Here is a 25120-nt window from a genome sequence, read left to right as displayed (position 1 = left end):
TGGCCATCCTTAACGGCTTACTACCGGTAGTGCTCGTGTCCAGTTACAGATAGCACTTTGCCGCAATCGTATCGCTCAATCGTCCGATCCGGCTACATGATTCAGCTCGTTGTCGAGAATACGATCTGACAATTGAGCAGCTAAGGGACATTGCGTGGTTGCTGGGAAAGAACTGGATGTGTAGGCAGGGTATTCCCCTTCACCGCCCGGTCTACCGATAGGCCAAGGAGAACACGAAGAAGCTCTTTGGATCGGTACGCCTGAGCTACCCGCAAACAAGGGTATGCTTTCGAGCGTTTCAATTCGGTTCTCCCAGCAGTAACTTCAGCTCTGCGAGATGCGCGCTGAGGAATCTAATTTTGGACGTCGAACGAAGTGTTGAGGAATGGAACGGTCGATGGTTGATCGTTACTGGACGTGTTGTATGCACTGGCTGCATGGAAAGCCAAGCACTGGAAGACTGCCAAGCCCCCTTCCTACACGCCGATACCTGTCCAGCCAGCGACGTGGAAGGCCATCATCCTTGGGTAGCGTTGCACCACATTTCTCGACAATGCGCGGGGGTAAGCTGCCGCTTACCCCTCGATCCCTTCTGTTAGTATTTCACCATTTAGGTGGGTGAGTCCGCTGGGCTGTTCTCTCGCCGATCATGGATTTTGGTGGTGCTGATGTTGGCATGACCCAGCCAAGCCTCGACCTTGGCGATATCGGCCCCATGCTCCCAAGCATTGGAGGCTGCGGTTGCTCTGGGTCCGAGGACGCCTGTGCCGTCGACCTCAATCCCGGCCTTCTTCGCATAGGTTTGGGCTGTGCCCTGCTGGATTCTGCTAATCATGCTTTCGATTTCGCGGGTGCTCTTACCAGAGCGCTGAGCTAGAGCCCGAACTTCTTCGGCAACCGCTGCAAAGTCTCGACCTGTGTCGCCTGCGCGCGCAGACGCGATGGCAGCGTTGAGAGCCAGCAGGTTGGTCTGCTCGGCGCCCGAGCGGATATCCATGGGACTCTCACGCACGTATCGTCAGCTCTTCATCTAGGCAGCAGGAAGAGCACGGAATATGGAGAACGAAGTCGCGATTGAGAACTGGAACGTTCGATGCATGATCGTTGCTGGAAGGGTCCTGTGTACTGACTGCATGGAAAGCCAAGCACTGGAGCACTGCGAAAGGCCGTTTCCGCATGCCGACACCTGGTGCCGGAGAACATGGAGTTCGAGATCCCGCAGATCATCGGCCCAGAAGTCTGGCAGACCCTGGATCGCTCCAGCCGGGTGACCTTTGGTAAGCAGGTCAAATAACTGCGAATGGCGGAGCCATCCGGCTCACATAACTGCGGGCGAGCTTGCATAACATTTACGCTGCTGGCGACTCCACCGACTAGCCACAATTTGGATACGTTGCGGCGCAGCTGGGATCCGGGCGGCAATCATATGACGGGCGGTAAAGCGGCGCTCGACCTTAACGCTATGCCAGCAGTGGTCTTTACTGACCGGCAGGTCGCGGCATTCGGCTAGAGCGAGGGGCAAGCGCACCAAGCTGGTATCGAGACGGACAGTCACATCCTCAGCCTGGGGATGTGCCGCGCGCGCTCGTGAACTTCGACACACACGGCTTTATTAAACTCGTGGTTGACGCCACCACCGGGCAACTGATCGCCGTACAAGCTGCGGCTCCGGAAGCTGACAAGTTAATTCAAACGGCCGGGCTGGCAATTCGCCGCCGTATGACTGTGCGAGAATTAACTAACCAGTTGTTCCCTAGCCTGACGATGGTAGAGGGCTTCTGCGCATCAAGCGATCAGCTGTTGCAACGTCTTCGCCATCTGGCGCGGATTTCTGATCCGCTATTTCAGGTCAGCAATCTGCGCTTGCGCAAGGCGTTTGACATAGGAACTTGCCGCTACCGGTCATTCCACAGGCTGAGCAGTTCACCGATTTCCATTATCGAGAAGCCGAGGTCCCGTGCACGCCGGATGAAGCGCAGACGGATGTACGTCGCTCAAGGCGTATGCCCGATAGCCAGACTCTCTGCGCGCCGCACACGAAATCAACTCGTAGTAGCGAATCATTTTGCCGAGACACCAGACTCTTGCAATGCTTCACCAATATTCATGTCAACTCCTCCATCTCATTCGTCTTTCAATGCTGGTTGAAAGCCGCGCAGTCGCAACGCGTTGGCAAGCACGAAAACGCTGGACAATGCCATCGCGCCGGCGGCGAATACCGGCGACAGCAACACGCCATACGCGGGATACAGCATGCCTGCCGCCACCGGGATCAGGGCCGTGTTATAGGCAAAGGCCCAGAACAGATTTTGGCGGATGTTGCCGATGGTCGCTTTCGACAGGGCGATAGCATTGGGGACGCCCTGAAGACTGCCCGACATGAGCACCACGTCCGCTGCTTCCACCGCGACATCGGTACCCGTGCCGATCGCTAGGCCGACGTCAGCCTCGGCCAGCGCAGGTGCGTCGTTGATGCCGTCGCCTACAAACGCGACGCAACCGTGTTCGGCCCTGAGCCGCTGGATCGCCTCCACTTTACCCGCGGGTAGGACTTCAGCAACAACCTCGTCAATTCCGAGACGTGACGCGATCGCCTTGGCGGTACGTTCGTTATCGCCGGTAATCATCGCGACTTTCAAACCCAGGCGGTGCAAGGCAGCGATGGCAGCGGGCGTGTGCACCTTGATAGGGTCGGCCACGGCAATAACGGCGGCTAGGCGCCCATCGATTGCAGCATACAGCGGAGATTTTCCTTCCTCGCCAAGCTTCTGCGCCGTCTGCGCGAAGCCTGCTACATTCAGGCCAAGCGAGCGCATGTACCGATCAGCCCCCACTTCCACGCGCACGTCGTTCACCAAGGCGCGCACGCCCATTCCGGTAACGGATTCGAACTCAGTAAACGCCGGGAGGATTAGGCCCTCTTTCTCAGCAGCCTCGACGATTGCACGCGCGATCGGATGTTCGGAGCGCGACTCTACCGCTGCAATGCTTGCCAGTACCTGAGCACGCTCGAAAGTGGGGTCAACTTCCAAGTCAGTCAGGGCCGGCCGTCCTTCAGTCAGCGTGCCGGTTTTATCCAGCGCCACCACTTTCGCGTCCTTCAGGAGTTGCAATGCTTCGCCCTTACGAAAAAGCACGCCTAGCTCCGCCCCGCGTCCAGTACCGACCATGATCGAGGTTGGCGTCGCCAGCCCCATCGCGCACGGGCAGGCGATAATGAGTACCGCCACGGCGTTCACCAGGGCGAAGCTCAGCGCCGGTGACGGACCGAAAGCGAGCCAGATCAGGAAGGTGGCCAGGGCCGCCCCCATGACTGCCGGCACGAACCACATCGTTACCTTGTCGACCACCGCCTGGATCGGCAACTTGGAGCCCTGTGCCTGTTCCACCAGGCGAATGATTTGTGCGAGCACCGTTTGCCCACCCACGGCTGTGGCCCGCAGGGTAAAGGCGCCCTTCTGGTTGACGGTGCCACCTACCACGGCACTTCCATTTGATTTTTTTACCGGGACAGGTTCGCCGGTAATCATGGATTCGTCGACGTAACTGTCGCCCTCCATCACCTCGCCGTCGACCGGAATAAGCTCGCCCGGACGTACCTCAACCACATCGCCGGCGACGACGTCGCCAATCGGAATGTCGGTTGCACGGCCGCCGCGTTCCACGTGGGCCATTTTTGCCTGCAGGCCGACCAGTCGTTGGATTGCCTGCGATGTGCGCCCCTTTGCCTGGGCCTCCAGAAACCGTCCCAGCAGGATCAGTGCCACGATCACGGCCGCCGCTTCGTAATAGACGTTCACGGTGCCGGCCGGCAGCAGGCCGGGCATGAAGGTGGCGACCACCGAATACGCATACGCGGCCAACGTACCGACAGCCACGAGCGAATTCATGTCCGGCGCAAGCCGCAGCAGTGCGGGAAACCCTTTAGTATAGAAACGGCGTCCTGGGACGAGCAACACCAAGGTTGTCAGCACGAACTGCAGATACCAGCTCGGCCCTTGACCGATGTTCTCCATGACCCAATGGTGCATGGGAGGAATCAGGTGCGAGCCCATCTCGAGAATGAAGACCGGCAGCGCGAGCGCTGTGGCGAGCAGCAGGTCGCGCTTGAGCGCCGATCGTTCCGCATCCTTCCTTGCTTCGGCCTCGTCATCGCCGGAGCGAACATTAGCGTCAAGGCTGCGGGCTTCATAGCCGGCCTTCTCGATTGCTGCCAGCAGCGCATCAAGCGCCGCCACGCCGCGTACCGTCGCACGCTCGGTCGCCAGGTTCACCGTAGCCTGGCTCACGCCCGGCACGGCCTGAAGCGCACGCTCGACTCGCCCGACGCACGATGCGCATGTCATGCCTTCGACAGACAGTTCGATTGTCTGCGCAGGAACAACGTATCCTGCTTTCTCGATTGCCTGGACCAAGGCAGCACGGTCGACCGGGCCGCTTCCGCTCGCCCGTACTTCCGCCCGTTCCGTCGCGAGGTTAACCACGACGCTGCCGACACCTTGGACTTTTCCAAGCGCCGCCTCTACGCGTCCGACACAGGAAACACAGGTCATTCCTTCGATCGGCAGACTGATGGGTGCTGCGCTGGTACCAGACATTGCTTTGTTTGAAATGCTCATGTTTGGTCCTTTACATTGCCTTCAACATACTGGCACCGTAAACCTTTTCATCGTGGGAAAGTCAAGGACTTAGGTCAAACTCGCGACGCAGTCTTACGGACGCACGCAGAGGTGGAGGCTGAGCCGTATGGGTGCAAACTGACAATGTGTCCGAGGTTGTCAAGGACAGTGCAAAAACCGGGTTTTAAATTACGTACGGGTGAGGCTGATCTGACTTTCCTGGCAAGCGCGTCTTGCGCTTCACAATCCCTTCGATAGCGGGGCCGCTATTTTTTAACGAGCGCGGGTGGCATGACGCTTTGCAAAGGCGTAGGCAGTCGCTGCAATCCCCAATGCACCAGCGTACGTTGCCATATGGAACCCATCAGCCAATAGGGCCATCGATCCGGTAACGTAGCCAGCGCCTATCAGCGACCATCATCAAGACAGTAGGAGTGACAACCCATGGGCGCCCTTGGCCTGCAAGTACTCAACTGGTTTTCTGAATTAATGTATGGCCGGCGGCTGCCATAATCGCTGCAAAAGCCTCAGGCGTTTGGATAGAGGTGGCCTAGCCCTTGAAGCGCTACAATGTGCAGCGGATAAAACCAATAACTCCAAGCCGTAACCGGCCATAATTTGGTGGTTGTTTTCCGACGGAGAAGCCAAAGCCCGATCAGCGGCGCAGCTAAAGCTACGAGTAAAGCCATGATTGAAGAAACTTCCATATTCATGGCGCGAGTCCAAGCAGTCCCCCGCGTATTGACGACCACGCATAAAACGGCCGGTAAGAGCCAAAACAAGCCGGCCTTCTTCTGAATCGCGATTAGTGTAGCTGCAGGGATAAGGCATCCCCAGAATCCATACATCAAGGGCGTATGTAGCAGAATGGCTGCAGCCAAGCCTACGATAGCCAAGAAACCGCTGGATAGGCATCGGTGATGAACCCCCCAAGCTATTACCAATCCCAACGTGAGGGTAGGCATTACGTTGAAAGTCTGAGCGATTTCGAAATAGCGGTAGGGCACCTCCGAGATAGCGGAAAAGGCCAGCATGAGTCCTAAATAACGCCCATTAGCCTTTGTCGCGAATTCGCCCTTCGTAGAGCGGGCGACGTTTGCACCAATAACGAGACAGAAGAGCGGAAACGAAAGGCGCCCAGGGATGAAAAGGTCGGTGAGATTTGGCAGGACCATACGTAAGTGATCGATCACCATGGTAACCAATGCAAGCCATTTGACCAAATCAAGGCCGCCTTCGCGCTGGCTTGTGGGAAGCTTTTTGCTAAAGTGCTGCTCCGCCATATAGTTCCTTCCACGGACCAATGAGCGCCTCTCGTGCCATGTCCAGCGGCATGCGCTATATCCGGAACGGGCCGCGTACTCTCATCCCCTTGAGGTCTGTAGCCGCACTTCGCTTATCGTGACTGCCGGACAATGAATTAGGAAGTTTCTAAGTCGAGACCCACAGCTAAGCAACGTATTTTGAGGAGCGGCGCCGTCTGGCGCCGCTATAGCGTACCAGTATGTTGACCTTGCCGGCCAAGACTAGTGTTTGCTGAGCCAGGCTTTCAGTTTCGCGACGTCTGCGGTTTGGTCTTTGATGGTTTTCTCTGCCATCTGTTTGATCGTTGGATCGTCTGTATTCTTTAACACGATTTGGGACATATCGATAGCGCCTTGATGATGCTCGACCATCATCCTGGCCCAGCTTTCCGATGGGTCAGAAGTCATGCCTTTCATCATCCCTTGGTTCATCTTTTGCATTGCCTTTTCATATTCGTCCGATGCTGCTCCGCTCATGGCGGACGAAGCGGCCTTGTTCTGGCTATTTTTCTCAGTGTAAGCCGAGTGAGCGTCGTTGTTAGCTGCGAACGACAACGGCACAAGGCCCGCAAAAAGAACGGTTCCAAGCGAAGTGCAAGCGAGAAATTTCTTGATCATTGGTCTACCTCAGAGCTTTTTGGCTGTCAGTACAGGACCGTGACTAAAGACCTGTTCACTTACCTTAGTCAAAGAAAATCAGAGCAGGTGCCATTCGAGGCGGGTTTTTTTAACGTGGCCGCCCAATGCTTGCGCACCAAGCACTGCGTAAGTCGGCTCACATCACGAGTAACTACCCATTGTGCAGCTTCGGTATCACAGGTCGGAAGCGATGGCTTTATAATCTCGAAAGACTTGGTCGCCGGCACCAGCGGTCAAATGTCTCCAACGCTGTGGCGTTAATGCGTTCCAAGGAGCCTGTTGAAGCTTTCATAAATGTAATTTTGGCGTCATCTGTTCGTAAGCTTCCAGTCATCAACATCTGCGCTTGCCGGTGGCTCTTAAACAATAATAAAACAGGTCGATATGTCTTTTAAAGCAATCTGCCGATTCGTACGGAGCGCATATGACTCACCTCAAAAAAATATCTCTCGCCATCCTTTCGACCCTCGCTGGTGTTGCGCCTATTGTTGGCTCCGCGGAGGAGCAGAAGGAGGGGTTCGTCGAGGGCAGCACTCTAAATGTGTTGAGCCGAACTTTCTATATGAATCGAGACAGCCGCAAAGGGCAGTCTAGCCCTACTGGGAACGGTTACTCCGAGGCTTCTGCGCAGGGGTTCATTGGCAAATTTGAATCAGGCTTCACCCAGGGTACATTCGGTGTCGGGGTCGACGCGTTTGCCCTTATGGGTTTGAAGCTCGACACCGGGAGAGGAAGAAACGGTTTGCAGAGTTCCTTCAACGTTCTGCCTGTGTACAACGACGGTAAGGCAGACGACGAGTACACCAAGGTGGGTGGCTCACTTAAAGCACGAGCATTTGATACCGTTGTTAACGTTGGTGACGTATTCCCTGTTACGCCTGTGGTTTCGTATGGTGACTCCCGCGTGCTGCCCGAGAGCTTCCGCGGCGTGACTGCCATCAACAAAAGCATTTCCGGCTTGACCCTTCAGGGCGGTAGGCTCCACTCCATGAGCCAGCCCCAGTCCACGTCCATGCGCGATAATTTCGAGACCTTCTATGCTGGTCCAGTCAATTCGCCCTGGGTTGCATATTTTGGCGGCGACTACGATGCAACTGACCGTTTAACGCTCAGCCTTTACGGAAGCAAGTTGAAAGATGCCTGGGACCAGAAATACGCCTCTGCTTTATACGTGTACCCACTTTCTGACCAGATGGCCTTAACGGGCAGTGTGAACTATTACAACGCAACGGATGATGGGAAGAAACTTCTTGGCAAGTTCGATAATGATATCTGGAGCATTAAGGTGGGCCTGAAATACGGTTCTCATACCTTGTCAATTTCGCATCAGAGAAACCAAGGGGATGACGATTTTGACTACCTCAGACAATCCGACTCGATTTACGTTGCCAACTCCATTCAATACAGCGATTTCAATTCGCCTAAAGAGCGTTCATGGATGGCGACATACAGCTTGGACATGAGCAACTTCGGCGTGCCAGGCCTTTCGTTCATGACTCGCTATGGCAAGGGAACGGACGCTGATTACTCTAGTGCCAACAGCACCTACATGCGTCGAGATTCCGATGGAAATCCGCTAAAAGATCAGAAACGCTGGGAGCGAGACATCGAAGCCAAATACGTCGTTCAAGCCGGTAGCTTGAAGGACATGTCATTCCGGGTTCGGCAGGCTACAACTAGAGCCACAGCATTTGAGTCCGACCTGGACGAAATCAGACTGATTGTAGAGTACCCTCTCAGTGTGCTTTGACAAACAGAGGCTACCTCTACGTTTAGCAGCTGAAATGGCAAAATCGCGCCAGTTGTTAGGCTCACACGGTTAGGATTGTGCATTATTTAATGATGCAGATAAATAGCCTTGGATAGGCCTGCATGGTTTAACAGGTTGTGCATATCATGTACTTAGGCCGAAAGGTATATCCTGTCGGTACGACATTCACCTTTAGAAGCTCCCATGCTCCTTTGGTCAAGGTGAATCTTTAAGCGCCTGTTAAGGCGCTTTTTTTTGTCTGCCAGATTCGGCGTAAACGACAAAAACCTAGGTTTGCAGTTTTCCGCCCGCCGCACCGCTTGCAGGCCTCAACTAACTTAAAAAATAGTTCAGGCTAACCGTAGGCAATTCCACTCGCGTCAATGGTGAGCACTTCTCATGGGGCTGATGAATGCGCTGAGATTAGAAGCGCCACCAGTGGCCAGGAACCGTTGCTGTCCCGACCGGATGTTTGCCGACTAGTCGCCGTTTCCGTCTTGCTTAGCGTAGGTCTTACAGCAAATCGTTGACAGAGCGAAGACGGACGTTTGCCTGGGGTAATTTCCAGATCCCTTTATCCCCCCGCATATCACCAAAATGCAGGATGAGCCAGACGGCTTAGCTTTCAGATTTGTAATTTTCGGCTAAGGCTGCTGAAAGCCTGACTCACTTAATATTCTCATCAAGCACAACGCTTCACCTCCTGCCAATCAGGCAGAGGTATCACAAGGAAAAAAGCATGAAGATCTCCAAAATTCTCGTTCTGACCTGCAGCTTGGCAATCTCTTCTTTCGCGCTTGCAGAAAGCGGCGGCGACCGCACGTTTGACCGGATGATGAAAGCGCGTGAGGTCGCGGTCCAGGCTTATAACGAGTCGGCGGCAGCGGCTCCAAACCGCGATGTGGCGCAGCAAGAGTCTAAGGCCTCGAAGCCGCACGGCTGATATCCCAACCTTACCGAATTGTAATCATGCTGTTGGCTGGCTTGTGGCATCTTTCATCCAACACGCTCGTGGCTGCTAATCTGAATCTTGATATGCGCATCTCACGTGCTAGCTATACATCCGACTGATGGGAACAAATCGGTATGCAATCCAAGACTTCTCGGCGCACCTTCGTAAAAGGTCTCGCAGCTGGCGGTATCCTCGGCGGCCTCGGGCTATGGCGCACCCCTGTATGGGCGGTTACCAGCCCAGGCCAGCCCAGCGCTCTGTCGGGTACTGAGTTCGATCTATTTATAGGCGAAACCCCGGTGAACATCACAGGTAAAGCCCGTACGGCTATGGCTATCAATGGTGGGATTCCTGGGCCGCTGTTGCGCTGGCGGGAAGGCGACACAGTCACGTTGCGTGTTAAGAACCGGTTAAAGGAAACGACGTCCATTCACTGGCACGGAATAATTCTTCCAGCAAACATGGATGGCGTGCCGGGGCTCAGCTTCCACGGCATCGAAGCTGACGGGATGTACGTCTACAAGTTCAAGGTCAAGCAGAACGGCACCTACTGGTATCACAGCCACTCCGGGTTTCAAGAGCAGGTCGGCGTATATGGGCCGTTGGTTATCGATGCCAAGGAGCCGGAGCCTTTCAAGTACGACCGCGACTATGTGGTGATGCTGACCGACTGGACCGACGAAGACCCTGGCGCTTTGATGAGCAAGCTCAAGAAGCAGTCCGATTACTACAATTATCACAAACGGACGGTTGCAGATTTCATTCACGACGTCAGCGAAAAAGGGTGGTCGTCGACCGTCGCTGATCGAAAGATGTGGGCCGAAATGAAGATGAACCCCACTGACATCGCAGATGTGAGTGGAGCGACCTACACGTACTTGATGAATGGCCAAGCGCCAAACATGAACTGGACGGGCATCTTCCGGCCAGGCGAGAAGATCCGCCTTCGCTTCATCAACGGTTCGGCGATGACGTACTTTGACGTCCGCATCCCAGGGTTGAAGATGACGGTAGTGGCGTCTGATGGACAATACGTCAAGCCTGTCAGCGTGGATGAATTCAGGATCGCAACAGCCGAAACCTATGATGTGATTGTCGAGCCCACCCAAGAGGCGTACACGCTTTTCGCCCAGTCAATGGACCGAACAGGGTATGCATGTGGAACGCTGGCTGCCCGTGCCGGTTTGACCGCCCCAGTACCGCCGTTAGATCCGCGTCCCCTAGTGACCATGGCCGACATGGGCATGGCGGGGATGGATCATGGTGGGATGGCAGGTATGGGAGACATGGGCGGCATGGACCAGGGCGGTATGAAAGGCATGTCTGGTATGGATGGTGGTGACATGAAGGGCATGGACAGCATGGCTGGCATGGACCACAGCAAGATGCAGGGCATGGACCAAGGCGGCATGCAAGGCATGTCTGGTATGGACGGTGGGGACATGAAAGGCATGGACATGGCTGGCATGGACCATAGTCAGATGTCCATGGGCGGCATGTCTGGGATGGCGGGGATGGGCGCTATGCAGTCCCATCCAGAAACCGAAAAAGACAATCCGCTGGTCGATATGCAGGCGATGTCGACCTCGCCGAAGCTTGACGACCCCGGCATGGGCCTTCGCGACAACGGGCGCAAGGTTTTAACTTACTCGGATCTAAGAAGTACCTTTGAAGATCCCGACGGCCGCGATCCCGGTCGCACGATTGAGCTCCATCTGACAGGTCATATGGATAAGTTCGCTTGGTCGTTCAATGGCGTGAAGTTTTCCGACGCAGAGCCGATACGTTTGAAATACGGCGAAAGGGTCCGTGTTGTATTGGTCAACGATACGATGATGACTCACCCGATTCACCTGCATGGTATGTGGAGCGACCTTGAGGACGAGAACGGCAATTTCATGGTCCGTAAGCACACGATCGACATGCCCCCAGGCTCCAAGCGTAGCTATCGAGTGACCGCCGATGCGCTTGGGCGTTGGGCTTACCACTGCCATCTACTTTTCCACATGGAAATGGGGATGTTCCGTGAAGTACGTGTGGAGGAGTAAGAAATGACCATGAGAACCAATTTGCGCATCACCTACGTACACGTAGCGGTCGTAGCTGCCGGGTTAACCTTGGGCCCAAGTCAATGGGTAGCGGCAGCCGACAGCGCCAAAGCCTCGGACCACGGGCAGATGCAGGGTATGGATCAGAGCCAAATGCAGAGCATGGACCATAACCAGATGCAAGGCATGGACCACAGCCAGATGCAAGGCATGGACCACAGCCAGATGCAAGGCATGGACCACAACCAGATGCAAGGCATGGATCACAGCCAGATGCAGGGCATGGACCATAACCAGATGCAAGGCATGGACCACAGCCAGATGCAGGGCATGGACCACAGCCAAATGACCGGGATGGCCCCCAATACCCAGCAGGCGCCGACTCAGAGCCGCACGCCAATTCCTGTTCTGACGGATGCTGATAGAGCCGCTGTCTACAACGCTCCCGGCGGCCATGAAGTACATGACAGTGGCTACAACTCGTTCATGCTCATTGACCAGCTGGAATGGCAGAACGCAGATGAAGGCAGCGTCCTTAACTGGGACGCCAAAGGTTGGATCGGCGGCGATGTGGACCGTCTGTGGTTGCGCACAGAGGGTGAACGGACCAATGGCAAAACCGAACAGGCAGAGGCGCAAGCATTATGGGGTCACGCTATCAGCCCCTGGTGGGACCTGGTAGGTGGGGTGCGTCAGGATTTCAAACCTGGTGATCCGCAAACGTGGGCTGCGTTTGGCCTTCAGGGCTTGGCGCTCTATAACTTCGAAACAGAAGCCACGGTTTTCCTTGGCGAGGGCGGCCAAACCGCAGCGAGATTAGAAGGTGATTACGACATTCTGCTGACGAATAAGCTCATTCTTCAGCCCACCGCCGAGATCAATTTTTACGGAAAAAATGATCCTCAGCGCGGTATTGGATCTGGCCTATCCGAAACCGAATTAGGCCTTAGATTACGTTATGAAATACGGCGAGAATTCGCACCCTACATCGGGGTGACATGGAACCGATCATATGGCAACTCTGCCGATTACGCCCGAGAGGAAGGCGAGGACCGCAGCGAAGCACGCCTAGTTCTTGGTGTCCGTATGTGGTTCTAAACGCATCTTAAAAGTGACACAACAAACCAAACCTCAAACCTACAGCTTTGCGCTGTGAGGAGCCTTGCATGTCTATTTTCAAAACTACTGCTGTTGCTGTTGCGCTGTCTGGCGGCCTGCTGATGAGCGCCTTGGCCCAAGCTCACCCTAAGCTCGTGTCGTCCACGCCCGCCGAAGGTGAAGCGGGTGCGGCTCCAGGTAAGATCGAACTGCATTTCTCCGAGAACCTCGTGACTCAGTTCTCTGGCGCCAAGCTGATCATGACTGACATGCCTGGCATGCCAAACTCCCCCATGGCTGTAAAGGCCAATGTCGCTGGCGGTAGCGACCCTAAAACCATGGTCGTCACACCAGCTTCACCTTTGACCGCAGGCTCATACAAGGTGGAGTGGCGCGCTGTGTCATCTGACACGCATCCAATAACCGGAAATGTTACGTTCAAAGTGAAGTAAGCCATGAGCGACTCTGTCAACGTTGTACTGCGTTTTGCCCTTTATACGGACCTGATGTTGCTGTTTGGCTTGGCGGTATTTGGGCTCTACAGCCTACGCGGACGAGAGCGGATATCGGGGGCAGTGTTGAATTTTGAGTCGCTGCTGGTTGCGACCGCTGCAATGGGAATGGTGCTTTCCGTCGTCGGGATGATTGTTCTTGCGCAAAACATGAGCGGCGCTGCTGACTGGGCGGAGCTCCAACCTCACATTGGGATGATGCTGACTGAAACCGAAGTTGGTTTTACCTGGATCATCCGAATGTTCGCTCTAGCTCTGGCGCTGCTTGCGGCGACCCTGAACAAGCGCTGGCCGTCGTCAAGCCTCTGGATTGCTGCAACAGGTGCGGGGCTTGCGCTTGCTTCGCTTGCCTGGAATGGCCATGGGGCAATGGACGAGGGAACCCGCAGGTTCTGGCACTTTGCCGCTGACATCCTGCACCTGCTAGCGGCGGGAGGCTGGATCGGGGCCCTGGCTGCGTTCGGACTGTTGTTGAGGCTTAAAAAACTTGAGGCGAAGCACCTGGTCGAGGTCCTTTCACGTGCGTTAACGGGTTTTGAGTCGGTAGGCGCTCTTATCGTTGGGGTCATTGTCGCAACGGGCGTGGTTAATTACCTGTTCATTGTAGGGCCCAGCCTGGATGGCGTTACCGACAGTACCTACGGTATTTTGCTTTTCGCAAAACTCGCGCTGTTCGGTGGAATGGTGGTACTCGCAGCACTCAACCGGTTCCACCTAAGCCCATTGCTGGAGCAATCATTACAGGCGGGCGACTACACATCAGCGGTAAATGCTCTGAGGCGCAGCATGGTCCTGGAGTTCTCCGCTTCGGTGGCAATTCTGTTGCTGGTAGCTTGGTTAGGTACATTAAGTCCAGCAATGGACATGGCTGCCTGATAGCTACCGGCCCTGGTCATCCTCAAGGCCCTTTTCTTCCCGAAAAGGGCCTTCCGCATTTTAGGCATAGTTCGCTGTCATCAGACTTACTGAAATGTAACTTTGAGCTCACATTAACGACAGCTTTCTGTCGTTATAGTCTCCATACAAACATATGCACATGGAGATTTGTAAAATGAACAACCTTGCCTCCCTTTCACTTGCGTTGTGCTTTGCCTTCGTGACTTCTTTTGCATCCGCTGATGGTCGAAACGACCCAGTCTATGGCGAAATGATCAGAGCCAACGAAAAGTCTATGGAAAAATACGCCCAATCTAAAGGAAAGGGTCAACCTGAGGTGATTCATTATCAATATGGCTTCAAGGCAGATATTGCTAAAGTATTAGGTACGACTTCAGCCAAGGGAAGCCGTCTCGCTTTTGGCAACTGCGGCGTGATGCCGGCACAAATGAATTACGAGGATAGTAATGGCAATATCAAAATTCTTGAATACGTTATGCTGCCCAACAACTGCACTAATGCACACTGATGTTTAGCCGTCGGGTTCGGTAGTTGAGCTTAACGTTCTATTAATTGCGCTGCTAACGATGTTGGAAACCAAACTCGCACTGATACGGTTACATCCCTTAGAACTCTTTCAGAATTTTAAAGGTAACGGCATAACAAGCGGTGCGTGAACTTGACAAGCGCTCAGTGAATCGCCCCGGTAAGCGTCACGTCGGCTAGAACGTTATAGATCAGATCCGCCATCTACTCCGGCCCGTTGGGCAACCGGGGCAGCTGAATCAGGAGTTGATCCAAGGATGCTGGGCAAAATTGCCATGATTCTTGCCGCCCTTATGTGCGCGAACGGCTCCGGCCGTCGCTTGTACACTGGGCGTTGCCGCAGAGCACGCAACCCACGCGATCGTCTTGGGGAATCGCCCAGCGCGCTGGCCCAGCCTTTCCTGGACAAGGTGGCCTTCGCCACGGAAGGGATGATGACCTCGTCATCTTCGCGCGGCCGGTTCTCGTATGCAAAAAAATTACCTTACGCTTAACCGGCTGCCACTATAGTGATAGTTGGTTGCCAACTCCGCTAAGAAACCCCGCGCCCTTATCAAGTCCGATATAGCATCAGTTACCTGAAGCCTGCTCAGCTGCCTTTGAATGACGTCCGACCGCTCAACGCCAGCTTGGCCTCGACCGTGAGTCTTCAAGCTGCGCACGATTGATCAGGCTGCAGTTGTACAGCGAGACGATAAAGCTTGAGCGGGAGCGTGTTTGGTTCGGCCGCAGCCTCGGTGCCGCTCGTTCTGATCAGCGCGAACATCAGACGGGCACGGCCGATGGCATTGTCACTGGACATGGTCACCAGCCGGGGTCCTCACAGTGCACTTCTGTTGACGCTTTTAAGCATGACCCCTCCTGCTCCATACCGCTGGGGCGAAGCGATAACAGTTGCGTCCCGCGCGCTTGGCCACGTACATGGCCGCGTCAGCACTTGCTAACAATTGCTCCGGTGTGGTCAACGCGTAGGCCGGGCAGACCGTGACCCCCACGCTCGTGCCGATCTTTACCGTATGCCCACGCAGGTGAAAAGGCTGCGCGAGGGTTGCGCACATAGCAGCAGCGATTCGTTCGCAAGTGTCCTGAGCCTTGGCGCCTGACGCAATCACGACAAACTCATCGCCCGCCAAGCGGCACACAGTATCGTGCTGACGCACTTTTTGACGAAGCCGTTCGGATACCTGGCATAAGAGTTCATCGCCAAGGTCGTGACCATACTCATCGTTGACCCTTTTGAAGCCATCGAGATCGAGGAAAAAAACCGAAAAATCAGCCAGGCCTCGCTCTGCTGAGTCGACGGCCTCGCTGAGTTTTTCCCTCAGGGCCGCGCGGTTAGGCAAACCGGTCAAGTGATCGAGCAAGGCCCTGTCTGGGAGCGATTTCTCTTTCCGCTTTTGTTCAGTGACGTCCAGAGACATGACGAAGAATCCAACGATGGCTCCGTCACGCACGTCGGGTATGTAGGTGGCGCGCCAAATCCGGCCGTCAAGATCGTCGTAGCGAATGTCGTCCCGAGTGCTGCGATCGCCCGCTAGGGCACGGTCGAAATACGGCAAAAGTTCCTCGTAAACCGCAGGCTTCAGGACAGTCTGGACAGACTTTCCTCGCAGCGACAACGGATCGACATTGAAAATCTCCTTGTATCTGGCGTTATTAAAAACATAGCGCAACTCCGAATCCACCTGCGCGATCAACATAGGCACGTTGTCAGCGATGGATCGAAGGGTTTCCTGACTTCTCACAAGGTCAACGGTTCGCTCAACTACGCGCTGCTCTAGTTCGTGCTGATGATTCAGTATCAACTCCTCGCTGTGCTTACGCGTGGTGATATCCAGGATCACCGCGATAAGATGCAGGGGCGCACCCGCGGCCTCTCGCAGGATCGCGACGCTCAAGTCGACCCAAACAAGTGATCCATCCTTGCGCACATAACGCTTTTCCAACGAGTAGTTCTTGCGACAGCCGTTGATGAGATCCGCAACCAAGGCCAGATCCTGCTGGATATCGTCCGCGTGAGTGATTTCCTGAAACGTCTTGCTCAGAAGCTCGTCTGACGAATAACCCGTTATCTCGCAAAATTTAGGATTAACGACTGAAAATCGCCCGTCCAGATCGACGATGGCCTTCCCTGTCGGAGTTTCTTGAAAAACTGTAGCGAACCTTGTTTCACTCAATGACCGAGCGCGACGCTCATCATCATAGATTGTCCGGGCCTGGCCGGACATGCTGCGATGAAACAATTCTCGCTCGACCGCCCGGGCCAGATCTTTCATAGCTGTGAGGGTGCTTTGAGTAATCAACCTTGGGCGATGGTCAATCGCGCACAGGGTGCCTACTACATAGCCTTCGCTGGAGCGAAGAGGGATGCCGGCGTAAAATCGAATAAAGGGCGCTCCGACAACAAGAGGGTTGTCGTGAAACCTGACATCTGTGGCCGCGTCCTCGACGACCAGAGAGCCCTCTGCATGCAGGGCATGGGCACAGAACGCAATATCCCGCGAGGTTTCGCAAGTATCCAGTCCCACCTTGGACTTGAACCATTGCTTGTCGGCCTCAACCAGCGATATCAACGCGGTGGGCACCTGCAACAACTCGGCCAGGACTCGGGTGAACCGGTCGAATGTCTCCTCGGTAGCTGTATCCAGAACATCCAGGCTGCGGAGAAACTCCAGCCGCGCCTCCTCGTTAACCGGGTAAGGGGCAATCAGCATTGCGATATGATCCTTTTGGTGACCCCGTCCGGACGCGCGTTCCAAGACTTTCGGTCGCTTGCCTGAGAATTTGTAGTCCCGACTCTCCGGCGAGCGCTGCACCGTTGACCGACCCAAGCTTCGGTTTTTAGTTTGCAAGTGAACGCTGAATGACTCGAGCATGGGAGATGCTGCACCAGCCGTATAGGTCTGCTGCACCACTTTGCAACAGGCTGCTTTCGGCCCGTCAAGGGTACGATGCGTCTGGTCAAGTCAGCGCAAATGCCATACCAAGCCGAATTGAAGAAGTGGTCAAGTCCGCCCGAGCACAGTGCCATATCATCTCAGGGCCCATGCACCCCCAAAATGTGCGGGCATTCTCGCCTTCATTGCTCGAAGCGAACAATGTCTGGTCGTGGTCTACTGGCTCATTGATTGGCGGTCCGAATACAGCCCGACTGGCCCCATGCAGTTGGAGATACATCAATTCGACTGCTGCTCACTTGTTCGCTGGATAGCTCGCCACGACCACCTGTGCTCCTGCCTTGCTCAGACCGACAACGTCGTAAGCCTGTGACGTTTGGCCATTTTCCATTCCTGGCGAGCCCATAGGCATTCCGGGGACTGCAATGCCCACCAGGTCCTGACGACCGCGCAGGTCCTTGATCTGTGCGGCAGGCACATGGCCTTCGATGAACTTTCCATCAATCACCGCGGTGTGGCAGGAGGCCAGTCCTTGCGGCACACCGAGGCTCTGCTTAACGGCACTCATGTTGCTTTCAACATGATCGTTGATCTTGAAGCCATTGGCTTCAAGATGTTTGATCCAAGCCTTGCAGCAGCTGCAATTGGCGTCGCGGTGCACGTCGAGTGTCAACGTATCCGCGGCATTTGCCGCGCCTGCAAAAAAAAGTGCTGCAACAAGCGTTAGCCGTAGGTTGGCCATGACATTCCTTATATGGAGCCGGCGTTTGCCGCTCAGTTTTCGATAATTTTAACGACAGCAGCAGCCGCGGCCTGTCTGAGCGCTGGGAGTGGAATCACGGACCGCGACAGCCAACTCAGCGGGGTATCCAGCTTCATTCAGGGCATTTACCAGGCTTTGTTCGTCAGGAGATCCGCTGACCGATACCTGCCCGGTTTTCAGCTCGACTGTTACATCTACGACTCCTGCCACAGTCACCAGCGCAGCTTTGACATGCTTAACGCATGCGCCGCAGCTCATGCCTTGTACCGTTAATTCGGTTGTACCCATGACGAAACCCTCAGTCGTGGTCAGAACTCTCCTGACCAGTAACCCATCTTTGACCTTGACAGCGTGTCAAGGTCAAGCCCCGTCAGCAAGCAGTAGCTTAAGCGTTATGCCTGGTCGCTCTCGATTACAATTTTGTAAGCTTGTGCGATCGAAACTGGGATATTGCGTCACGTTGTGTTTCGATAGTGCTCGTTGACACCGATGCTGTAACTCACCGAGATCCGATTGACCTACATGTCCCGCTTCGCACTGGCTGTGTTCATGATTTTTACCCTCATTCTTCCGGCATTCGCAAGCGTGGGCGCAGTCATGCCTGCCGAACCGTGCCCGATGCAGACAATGATGGATGGTGCACAGCACGCCCTGGCGGACGAGCCCTGCGCAGACATGGGTGACTCGGCGTCCATTGATCATAAGTCCGTTTGCAAACCCGGACAGGACTGTAAAAGCAGCGCTATGGTGCAGATCAATCCTGCCCAAAATCTTGCACCGATACGCCCCCTTCCGCAGTTGACCTACTTCGCTCTCACGGTACAGCGGGTCCTCGCTGATTTCTGGCGCCCGCCCCGTTTAGCCTGATGCCTATGTCCGAATCGTATCCTCTGGAGGGTACGTAATCGTTGCCGCTATCTTTTCAGCGGCGGCGCTGACCTTTGCATTGGAGGCTGTTCATGCCTGCTCTTCTACCTGCACATCGACGGCACGCAAGCATGTTGGCGATGCTTCTGCTTTGCCTATATTCGCTGCGGACCCCTGCCGCGGACCTGACGTTTGAACGCGCGCAACAGCTGGCTGAGTTGACCGCTCCAGAAAACCTCGCGGGGCTGGCTCAGGTGCAGTCAGCACAAGAATCAGTCGTGCCCGCTGGAGCGTTACCTGACCCCAAGCTAATTCTGGGCGTCGATAATCTGCCTATCGAGGGCCAGGACCGATACTCACTTGACCGTGACTCCATGACGATGCGCCGTGTTGGGCTGATGCAGGAATTTCCCAACAGCGACAAGCGCGATGCCCGACGCCGCTTCGCCCAGGCAGCCGTAGGCCGTACACAAGCGGAGCAGCGTGCGACGGTGCTTGAGACCAAGCGCCAGGCGGCCTTGGGCTGGCTTGATGTTTTCTATGCCCAACAGACGGTTGATCTGTTTGATGAGATGCAGAAGCAGATTGGCGTTCAGCTTTCAACCCTGCCCGCTCAGGTGGCGGGGGGTAGCTCAAGGGCAGCGGACCTCATACAAGTTCGCCAAGAAATGCTTGCGCTGGAGGACCGCCGGGACGAACTGGCCCGTGATGTTGCCATAGCTCGCGCCAAGCTACGGCGGTATATAGGTCCCGACGCTGATCTTCAACTCTCAGGAACTGCGCCGGCTTTTGATCTGAATACTCATCCCGCTCACCGCAGCCTGTCGGCTCATCCAGATCTGCAAGCTGCTAGCGCTCGGGTCACTGAAGCGAACGCTGAGCTCGACGAGGCCATTGCTGCAAAGAAGCCAGACTGGGGAGTCGAGTTTGTCTATGGCAATCGCGATAACCGCTTCGGCGACATGGTAAGCCTGCAGTTCACCTTCGACCTTCCAATCTTCGTTGGGTCTCGACAAGGGCCTCGTATCCACGCCAAGCAGCAAAATGTTGCTCAGATGGAGGCACAACAGGAAGTAATCCTGCGCAACCATGAGGCCGAGCTTGAAAGCGGATTAGCCGAGGTCAGCCAGGTCCGTAAAGCGCTGGAGCGAAACGAAGCAACCTACATACCTCTGGCCAGTAAGCGGGTTGCGCTGGAGACGGCCAGCTATAAAGCCGGCACCGGTCAGCTGAGTGCGGTTATCGAAGCTCGCAGGGCATTGATTGAGGCACGGCTGCGGCGGGTCGAGCAGCAAAGGAAGCTGCATGAGCTGAGTTCCAACCTCTACTTTGCGTACGTGGAGGCTTTGAAATGAGGCCTTCCAGCATCGTGTTACCCATGGTCGGAGCTGGGCTGCTGATGGCGGGAGTCACCGCCGGCTATCTGATGGGCAAGCCCAGCGATCCGGCGCCAGGCAGCACGCCTTCAGTGTCAATGCCAGACACTGCGAAGGTCATCTACTGGTATGACCCAATGAAACCTGACCAGCATTTTGATAAGCCTGGGCGTTCGCCTTTCATGGATATGGAGCTTGTCCCGAAATATGCCGGCGGTGCTGAAGATAGCCGAACACTCGCGGTCCCTTCGCAAGTCGTACAGAACCTAGGTATTCGCACAGCGAAGGTAACGCTTGGGATCATTGATTCAGCCACGGACGCGGTAGCATCCGTTGCTTATAACCAGCGGGAGATAGCGACACTCCAGGCTCGCTCGAGTGGCTACGTGGAAAAGGTTTACGGCCGCGCCGCCGGGGATGTTCTTCCAGCAGGCGCTCCTTTGGCTGACCTCCTCATTCCGGAATGGTCCGCCGCCCAGCTTGAATTCATTGCGGTGAAACAGACCGGCGATCATGAGTTGATTCAAGCCTCTCGCGAGCGCTTACGTCTTTTGGGCATGCCTCAATCAGTGATCAATCAGGTGCAACGCTCAGAAAAACCTGTTGCGGTGCATACAATCGTCACCCCAATGGCTGGCGAGCTTCAGTCATTGGGGTTGCAGGTCGGCATGTCTGTTTCCAAAGGGCAGGACCTTGCGAAGATTAACGGGCTCTCCACCGTTTGGCTCGACGCTGCGATCCCCGAGGCGGCCCTCGGTAATGTTCAGCTGGGGTCCAAGGTGATTGCGACGCTCGCAGCGTTTCCAGGGCAGACCTTAGCGGGCAAAGTCATTGGCATTCTGCCCTCCGCAGACAACATCACCAGGACCGTGACCGTACGCAGTGAGCTGGCCAATGCCGATGGCCGACTTCGACCCGGGATGTTCGCCTCCGTCCGATTGGGGGCGTCTGGTCAGGAACAAACTTTGTTGATTCCATCCGAGTCCGTCATCCGCACCGGCAAACGGACGCTGGTCATGCTCGCGGAATCAGAGGGGCGTTATAGACCACAAGAGATTGGCATCGGCCTGGAGGCCGACGGTAAGACGCAAGTACTGTCAGGCTTGTCCGAAGGGCAGGCGGTTGTAAGCTCTGGCCAGTTCTTGCTGGATTCCGAGGCCAGCTTGCAGGGGCTACTGACTCGCGCCGAACCAAGCGAATCCGAGCCGCGTGAACGACGCGAACTACATATGTCCGTAGGAGAAATCATCGATCTCGATAAGGACAGCGTGACCCTGAAGCACGGGCCATTTCCTACCTTGGGGATGCCGGGCATGACGATGTCCTTTCCTTTAGCCAAGCCGGAGCTACTGGACGGTTTGCGGGTTGGCGACCACGTCGATATCGCTGTCTCGAAAACCGACGCGGGACTGTTGGTTGAACGGTTGACCCGCAAGGAGCACGGAAATGATTGAGCGCCTCATTCGCTGGTCCATCGGCAACCGCGTTCTGGTGCTATTGGTCACCTTGTTCCTTGGGGTCGGGGGAATTTGGTCCCTGCGCAGTACGCCGATGGATGCCTTGCCGGACCTTTCAGATACCCAAGTCATCATCCGTACCAGTTATCCAGGGCAAGCTCCCCAGATTATTGAAAGTCAGGTCACTTATCCTTTAACGACGACCATGCTTTCGGTTCCGGGCGCCAAGACCGTTCGGGGCTACTCGTTCTTTGGAGACTCCTTCGTCTATGTGCTCTTCGAAGACGGCACTGACCCCTACTGGGCGCGATCACGCGTGCTGGAATACCTTAATCAAGCCCAGGACCGTATGCCCAAAGGCGTCGTAAGCACGCTAGGCCCAGATGCAACAGGCGTAGGGTGGATCTATCAATACGCATTGGTTGACCGTACCGGCACGCATGATCTTTCCCAACTGCGCTCCATTCAGGACTGGTTTTTAAAGTACGAGCTCAAGACGCTACCCAATGTGGCCGAAGTCGCAACGCTGGGCGGCATGGTCAAGCAATACCAGGTTGTGATGGACCCTCAGAAGCTGGTCGCTTACCGCGTCACTCAACAAGACGTCGAGCAGGCCCTTCGCAGGGCCAACCAGGAGACCGGCGGTGCAGTGCTTGAAATGGGCGAGCGCGAGTACATGGTTAGAGCGTCGGGTTATCTTCAAAGCCTCAATGACTTCAAAAGCGTACCTCTGCGAACGTCGGCCGCAGGTGTTCCGGTTTTACTTGGGCAAGTGGCAACCGTTCAGCTAGGTCCTGAAATGCGCCGCGGCGTCGCTGAGCTGGACGGTGAAGGGGAAGTTGTCGGAGGTGTAGTTATCCTGCGCTCCGGCAAAAATGCGCGCGAAGCTCTGCAAGCGGTGAAGAATAAGCTCGAAACCCTCAAGGCGAGCCTGCCGCCTGGCGTGGAGTTGGTCACGACCTATGACCGCTCGCAGCTGATCGATCGCGCTATTAACAACCTGAGCTACAAACTGCTGGAAGAATTTGGCGTTGTCGCACTGGTCTGCTTGCTCTTCCTCTGGCACCTGCGCTCCTCTCTGGTCGCCATCATCACGTTACCGATGGGCATCCTGGTTGCGTTTATTGTGATGCGGTATCAGGGCATCAACGCGAACATCATGTCCTTGGGTGGGATTGCCATTGCGATCGGGGCAATGGTTGACGCGGCAGTGGTCATGATCGAGAACGCGCACAAGCATATCGAGCTCTGGAGGCACAACCACCCTGACGAGAAACTTCAAGGAGAGGCGCATTGGGCTGTCATTGCCGGCGCTGCGGCTGAAATCGGGCCCGCCTTGTTCTTCAGCCTGTTGATCATCACCTTGTCGTTTTTGCCGGTCTTCACGTTACAGGCTCAGGAAGGACGTCTTTTTGGCCCGCTTGCGTTTACCAAGACCTATGCGATGGCTGCTGCGGCAGGGCTCTCGATAACTCTGGTTCCGGTGCTGATGGGCTATTGGATCCGCGGTCGGATTCCCACAGAACAGCAAAACCCCTTGAATAGATGGCTGATAGCGGCGTACCGCCCTGTCCTCAACGCTGTATTGGCCTGGCCTAGACTGACGTTGTCGCTCGCGCTGCTCGTCTTTCTGTCCAGCCTCTGGCCTCTAAGCCAATTGGGCGGTGAGTTCTTGCCCCAAATGGATGAAGGCGATGTCTTGTACATGCCGTCCGCGTTGCCCGGCCTTTCGGCAAGCAAAGCTACGCAACTTCTTCAGCAGACCGACCGCCTGATACGCACGGTTCCGGAAGTCTCACGCGTTTTTGGCAAGGCGGGGCGGGCCGAAACGGCCACCGACCCTGCGCCGTTAGAGATGTTCGAGACGACGGTGCAGTTCAAACCGAAGGATCAATGGCGGCCAGGCATGACAATGGACAAGCTGATCGAAGAATTGGACAGCGCCGTCAAAGTCCCTGGACTTTCGAATATCTGGGTTCCACCCATTCGCAATCGGATCGACATGCTGGCGACCGGAATCAAAAGCCCGATTGGTGTGAAAGTCGCCGGCACGTCGCTGGCCGAAATCGATCGCGTGGCTCGGCAAATCGAAGGCGTCGCCAAAGAGGTACCTGGCGTCAGCTCTGCATTGGCAGAGCGGCTTACCGGCGGACGCTACGTGGATATCAAGATAAATCGGCTGGCCGCTGCCCGCTATGGCATGAACATAGAGGACGTTCAGGACGTTGTGTCAGGGGCCATCGGTGGCAGCAACATCGGCGAGACCGTGGAGGGTCTAGCACGTTATCCCATCAATTTGCGGTATGGCCGGGAATGGCGTGACACACCGAACGCCTTGCGTGAATTACCCATCCTGACTTCGGCGGGGCAGCAGATCACATTGGGCATGGTCGCGGATATCAGCCTGAGCGACGGGCCTCCGATGTTGCGCAGTGAAAATGGTCGATTGTCCGGTTGGGTGTATGTCGACGTACGAGGCAGGGATTTGGCTTCCACGGTCAGAGAGCTTCAGCAGCGCGTTAGCGAGGCCGTGAAGCCAAGCGAGGGGATGACCATTTCTTATTCGGGGCAGTTCGAATTTCTGGAGCGAGCCAACGAACGACTGACGTGGGTTGTTCCGGCAACATTGCTGATTATCTTCGTCCTGCTGTATCTCACGTTCAACCGGGTGAGCGAGGCGCTACTGATCATGGCGACTCTACCTTTCGCCCTCTCGGGAGGGGTCTGGTTGTTGTATTGGTTCGGCTTTAACCTATCCGTCGCGACAGGGGTAGGCTTCATCGCCTTGGCGGGGGTCTCGGCCGAGTTTGGCGTGATCATGATGATCTACTTGAAAAATGCCTGGCAGGTTCGACTCCATGCGGGTCGTGATGACAGCACCGCCTTGCTCGAATCCATTCGCGAGGGTGCTGTGTTGCGGGTAAGACCCAAGGCAATGACCGTTGCGGTGATCATCGCGGGCTTATTACCCATTCTCTGGGCGAGCGGGACCGGCTCGGAGGTGATGAAGCGCATTGCGACGCCGATGGTCGGCGGCATGATAACGGCGCCACTGCTATCGATGCTGGTTTTACCCGCAGCCTACTGGCTGATGAAGCGAAACCCGTCACGTCGTTAGTCCAGATTGCGCCGAGGTCAGCTTGGCGCTCCGAGATGCTTCCTAACTGATGAAGCCCAGCAAGCTGCCACCCAGGCAGTACCCAATGATCCCAACAATGGAGCTCTTCTGGTACCAGTGCCGAAGCGAACGACCAAAACCGACGCCTTTGCGAAGTCCAAGCTGACGGCTGAGCGAAACGCCCAGCCGTTTGGACATACGCTTGTCAAGCTTTAGGCAACGGAGGTTCTGCTTGGTCAGCCTTATAGTGAGAACCGCCAGAACCGACGCGCAGGTTTCGCTGGGCTAACGCGGCCCG

Annotated in this window: 16 protein-coding genes and 3 pseudogenes; 11 read left to right on the top strand and 8 right to left on the bottom strand. The window is 55.6% G+C overall.

What is annotated here, in order from left to right; translation table 11 throughout:
* Nucleotides 1-610 precede the first annotated feature (610 nt).
* Nucleotides 611-991, bottom strand: a pseudogene (locus M1E04_RS24740) (methyl-accepting chemotaxis protein); the annotation flags it as partial.
* Between the two features lie 335 nt (nt 992-1326).
* Here M1E04_RS24740 and M1E04_RS24735 point away from each other — a divergent pair.
* Nucleotides 1327-1824 (top strand): annotated as a pseudogene (locus M1E04_RS24735) (mercury(II) reductase); the annotation flags it as partial.
* A 299-nt stretch (nt 1825-2123) separates the two neighbouring features.
* Here the strand turns inward: M1E04_RS24735 and M1E04_RS24730 are convergent.
* The 4 genes and pseudogenes from M1E04_RS24730 to M1E04_RS24715 all read right to left on the bottom strand — a co-directional run bounded on the left by M1E04_RS24730 (nt 2124) and on the right by M1E04_RS24715 (nt 6541).
* Nucleotides 2124-4619 carry a heavy metal translocating P-type ATPase gene (locus M1E04_RS24730; RefSeq protein ID WP_103359869.1) on the bottom strand — a complete coding sequence of 832 codons (2496 nt, stop codon included), beginning with the start codon at nt 4617-4619 and terminating at the stop codon, nt 2124-2126.
* Between the two features lie 276 nt (nt 4620-4895).
* Nucleotides 4896-5064: pseudogene (locus M1E04_RS24725) on the bottom strand (cation transporter); the annotation flags it as partial.
* Between the two features lie 82 nt (nt 5065-5146).
* Nucleotides 5147-5902 (bottom strand): TraX family protein, encoded by a 756-nt coding sequence (locus M1E04_RS24720; RefSeq protein ID WP_103359868.1) that lies wholly within the window; start codon nt 5900-5902, stop codon nt 5147-5149.
* A 243-nt stretch (nt 5903-6145) separates the two neighbouring features.
* Nucleotides 6146-6541: a DUF305 domain-containing protein gene (locus M1E04_RS24715; RefSeq protein ID WP_065990746.1), complete on the bottom strand. Its 396-nt coding sequence runs from the start codon at nt 6539-6541 to the stop codon at nt 6146-6148.
* Between the two features lie 445 nt (nt 6542-6986).
* On the opposite strand from M1E04_RS24715, the gene M1E04_RS24710 reads away from it, so the two are divergent.
* The 7 genes from M1E04_RS24710 to M1E04_RS24680 all read left to right on the top strand — a co-directional run bounded on the left by M1E04_RS24710 (nt 6987) and on the right by M1E04_RS24680 (nt 14327).
* The gene (locus tag M1E04_RS24710; RefSeq protein WP_065990744.1) at nt 6987-8312 is read left to right on the top strand and encodes an OprD family porin; all 1326 of its coding nucleotides are present in this window, start codon (nt 6987-6989) and stop codon (nt 8310-8312) included.
* 739 nt (nt 8313-9051) lie between these two features.
* Entirely contained in the window at nt 9052-9255 is a 204-nt protein-coding gene (locus M1E04_RS24705; RefSeq protein ID WP_065990741.1) for a co-regulatory protein PtrA N-terminal domain-containing protein, read from the top strand.
* 143 nt (nt 9256-9398) lie between these two features.
* Complete coding sequence (locus M1E04_RS24700) at nt 9399-11312, top strand: copper resistance system multicopper oxidase (RefSeq protein WP_103359867.1); 1914 nt, start codon at nt 9399-9401, stop codon at nt 11310-11312.
* 3 nt (nt 11313-11315) lie between these two features.
* A complete protein-coding gene (locus M1E04_RS24695) occupies nt 11316-12410 on the top strand; it encodes a copper resistance protein B (protein WP_236469351.1) in 1095 nt (364 codons plus the stop codon).
* A 68-nt stretch (nt 12411-12478) separates the two neighbouring features.
* Nucleotides 12479-12862, top strand: a complete 384-nt coding sequence (copC, locus tag M1E04_RS24690; RefSeq protein WP_074294860.1) for a copper homeostasis periplasmic binding protein CopC — start codon at nt 12479-12481, stop codon at nt 12860-12862.
* A gap of 3 nt (nt 12863-12865) precedes the next feature.
* Nucleotides 12866-13798 (top strand): copper homeostasis membrane protein CopD, encoded by a 933-nt coding sequence (copD, locus tag M1E04_RS24685; protein WP_103359866.1) that lies wholly within the window; start codon nt 12866-12868, stop codon nt 13796-13798.
* 175 nt (nt 13799-13973) lie between these two features.
* A complete protein-coding gene (locus M1E04_RS24680) occupies nt 13974-14327 on the top strand; it encodes a DUF2790 domain-containing protein (protein ID WP_074294864.1) in 354 nt (117 codons plus the stop codon).
* An 862-nt stretch (nt 14328-15189) separates the two neighbouring features.
* Here the strand turns inward: M1E04_RS24680 and M1E04_RS24675 are convergent.
* From M1E04_RS24675 to M1E04_RS24665, 3 genes are all read right to left on the bottom strand, one after another.
* Complete coding sequence (locus M1E04_RS24675; protein ID WP_236469352.1) at nt 15190-17058, bottom strand: sensor domain-containing diguanylate cyclase; 1869 nt, start codon at nt 17056-17058, stop codon at nt 15190-15192.
* 478 nt (nt 17059-17536) lie between these two features.
* The gene (locus tag M1E04_RS24670; protein ID WP_074294871.1) at nt 17537-17983 is read right to left on the bottom strand and encodes a DUF411 domain-containing protein; all 447 of its coding nucleotides are present in this window, start codon (nt 17981-17983) and stop codon (nt 17537-17539) included.
* Nucleotides 17984-18031: 48 nt separating this feature from the next.
* Nucleotides 18032-18262 (bottom strand): heavy-metal-associated domain-containing protein, encoded by a 231-nt coding sequence (locus M1E04_RS24665; RefSeq protein ID WP_236469355.1) that lies wholly within the window; start codon nt 18260-18262, stop codon nt 18032-18034.
* Between the two features lie 740 nt (nt 18263-19002).
* On the opposite strand from M1E04_RS24665, the gene M1E04_RS24660 reads away from it, so the two are divergent.
* From M1E04_RS24660 to M1E04_RS24650, 3 genes are read left to right on the top strand one after another with little or no spacing between them, the layout of a single operon-like run.
* Nucleotides 19003-20226: a TolC family protein gene (locus M1E04_RS24660; RefSeq protein ID WP_236469353.1), complete on the top strand. Its 1224-nt coding sequence runs from the start codon at nt 19003-19005 to the stop codon at nt 20224-20226.
* The gene (locus tag M1E04_RS24655; RefSeq protein WP_236469354.1) at nt 20223-21701 is read left to right on the top strand and encodes an efflux RND transporter periplasmic adaptor subunit; all 1479 of its coding nucleotides are present in this window, start codon (nt 20223-20225) and stop codon (nt 21699-21701) included. Before M1E04_RS24660 ends, M1E04_RS24655 begins: the two co-directional genes overlap by 4 nt.
* Nucleotides 21694-24822: an efflux RND transporter permease subunit gene (locus tag M1E04_RS24650; RefSeq protein WP_103359860.1), complete on the top strand. Its 3129-nt coding sequence runs from the start codon at nt 21694-21696 to the stop codon at nt 24820-24822. The genes M1E04_RS24655 and M1E04_RS24650 overlap by 8 nt, the downstream gene beginning before the upstream one ends.
* The last annotated feature ends 298 nt before the right edge of the window (nt 24823-25120 follow it).

The organism is Pseudomonas sp. AK106 (assembly GCF_053903055.1).
Note: the sequence above shows the minus strand (reverse complement) of the source record. Positions and strands in the feature narration are given on the sequence as shown.

Bases quoted from the DNA above. Each gene is read 5' to 3' on its own strand.
- M1E04_RS24655 (WP_236469354.1), top strand. From the start codon at position 20,223: ATGAGGCCTTCCAGCATCGTGTTACCCATGGTCGGAGCTGGGCTGCTG.
- M1E04_RS24650 (WP_103359860.1), top strand. From the start codon at position 21,694: ATGATTGAGCGCCTCATTCGCTGGTCCATCGGCAACCGCGTTCTGGTG.
- M1E04_RS24705 (WP_065990741.1), top strand. From the start codon at position 9,052: ATGAAGATCTCCAAAATTCTCGTTCTGACCTGCAGCTTGGCAATCTCT.
- M1E04_RS24680 (WP_074294864.1), top strand. From the start codon at position 13,974: ATGAACAACCTTGCCTCCCTTTCACTTGCGTTGTGCTTTGCCTTCGTG.
- M1E04_RS24730 (WP_103359869.1), bottom strand. From the start codon at position 4,619: ATGAGCATTTCAAACAAAGCAATGTCTGGTACCAGCGCAGCACCCATC.
- M1E04_RS24700 (WP_103359867.1), top strand. From the start codon at position 9,399: ATGCAATCCAAGACTTCTCGGCGCACCTTCGTAAAAGGTCTCGCAGCT.
- copD (WP_103359866.1), top strand. From the start codon at position 12,866: ATGAGCGACTCTGTCAACGTTGTACTGCGTTTTGCCCTTTATACGGAC.
- M1E04_RS24665 (WP_236469355.1), bottom strand. From the start codon at position 18,262: ATGAGCTGCGGCGCATGCGTTAAGCATGTCAAAGCTGCGCTGGTGACT.
- M1E04_RS24695 (WP_236469351.1), top strand. From the start codon at position 11,316: ATGACCATGAGAACCAATTTGCGCATCACCTACGTACACGTAGCGGTC.
- M1E04_RS24715 (WP_065990746.1), bottom strand. From the start codon at position 6,541: ATGATCAAGAAATTTCTCGCTTGCACTTCGCTTGGAACCGTTCTTTTT.
- M1E04_RS24710 (WP_065990744.1), top strand. From the start codon at position 6,987: ATGACTCACCTCAAAAAAATATCTCTCGCCATCCTTTCGACCCTCGCT.
- M1E04_RS24720 (WP_103359868.1), bottom strand. From the start codon at position 5,902: ATGGCGGAGCAGCACTTTAGCAAAAAGCTTCCCACAAGCCAGCGCGAA.
- M1E04_RS24670 (WP_074294871.1), bottom strand. From the start codon at position 17,983: ATGGCCAACCTACGGCTAACGCTTGTTGCAGCACTTTTTTTTGCAGGC.
- M1E04_RS24660 (WP_236469353.1), top strand. From the start codon at position 19,003: ATGTTGGCGATGCTTCTGCTTTGCCTATATTCGCTGCGGACCCCTGCC.
- M1E04_RS24675 (WP_236469352.1), bottom strand. From the start codon at position 17,058: ATGCTGATTGCCCCTTACCCGGTTAACGAGGAGGCGCGGCTGGAGTTT.
- copC (WP_074294860.1), top strand. From the start codon at position 12,479: ATGTCTATTTTCAAAACTACTGCTGTTGCTGTTGCGCTGTCTGGCGGC.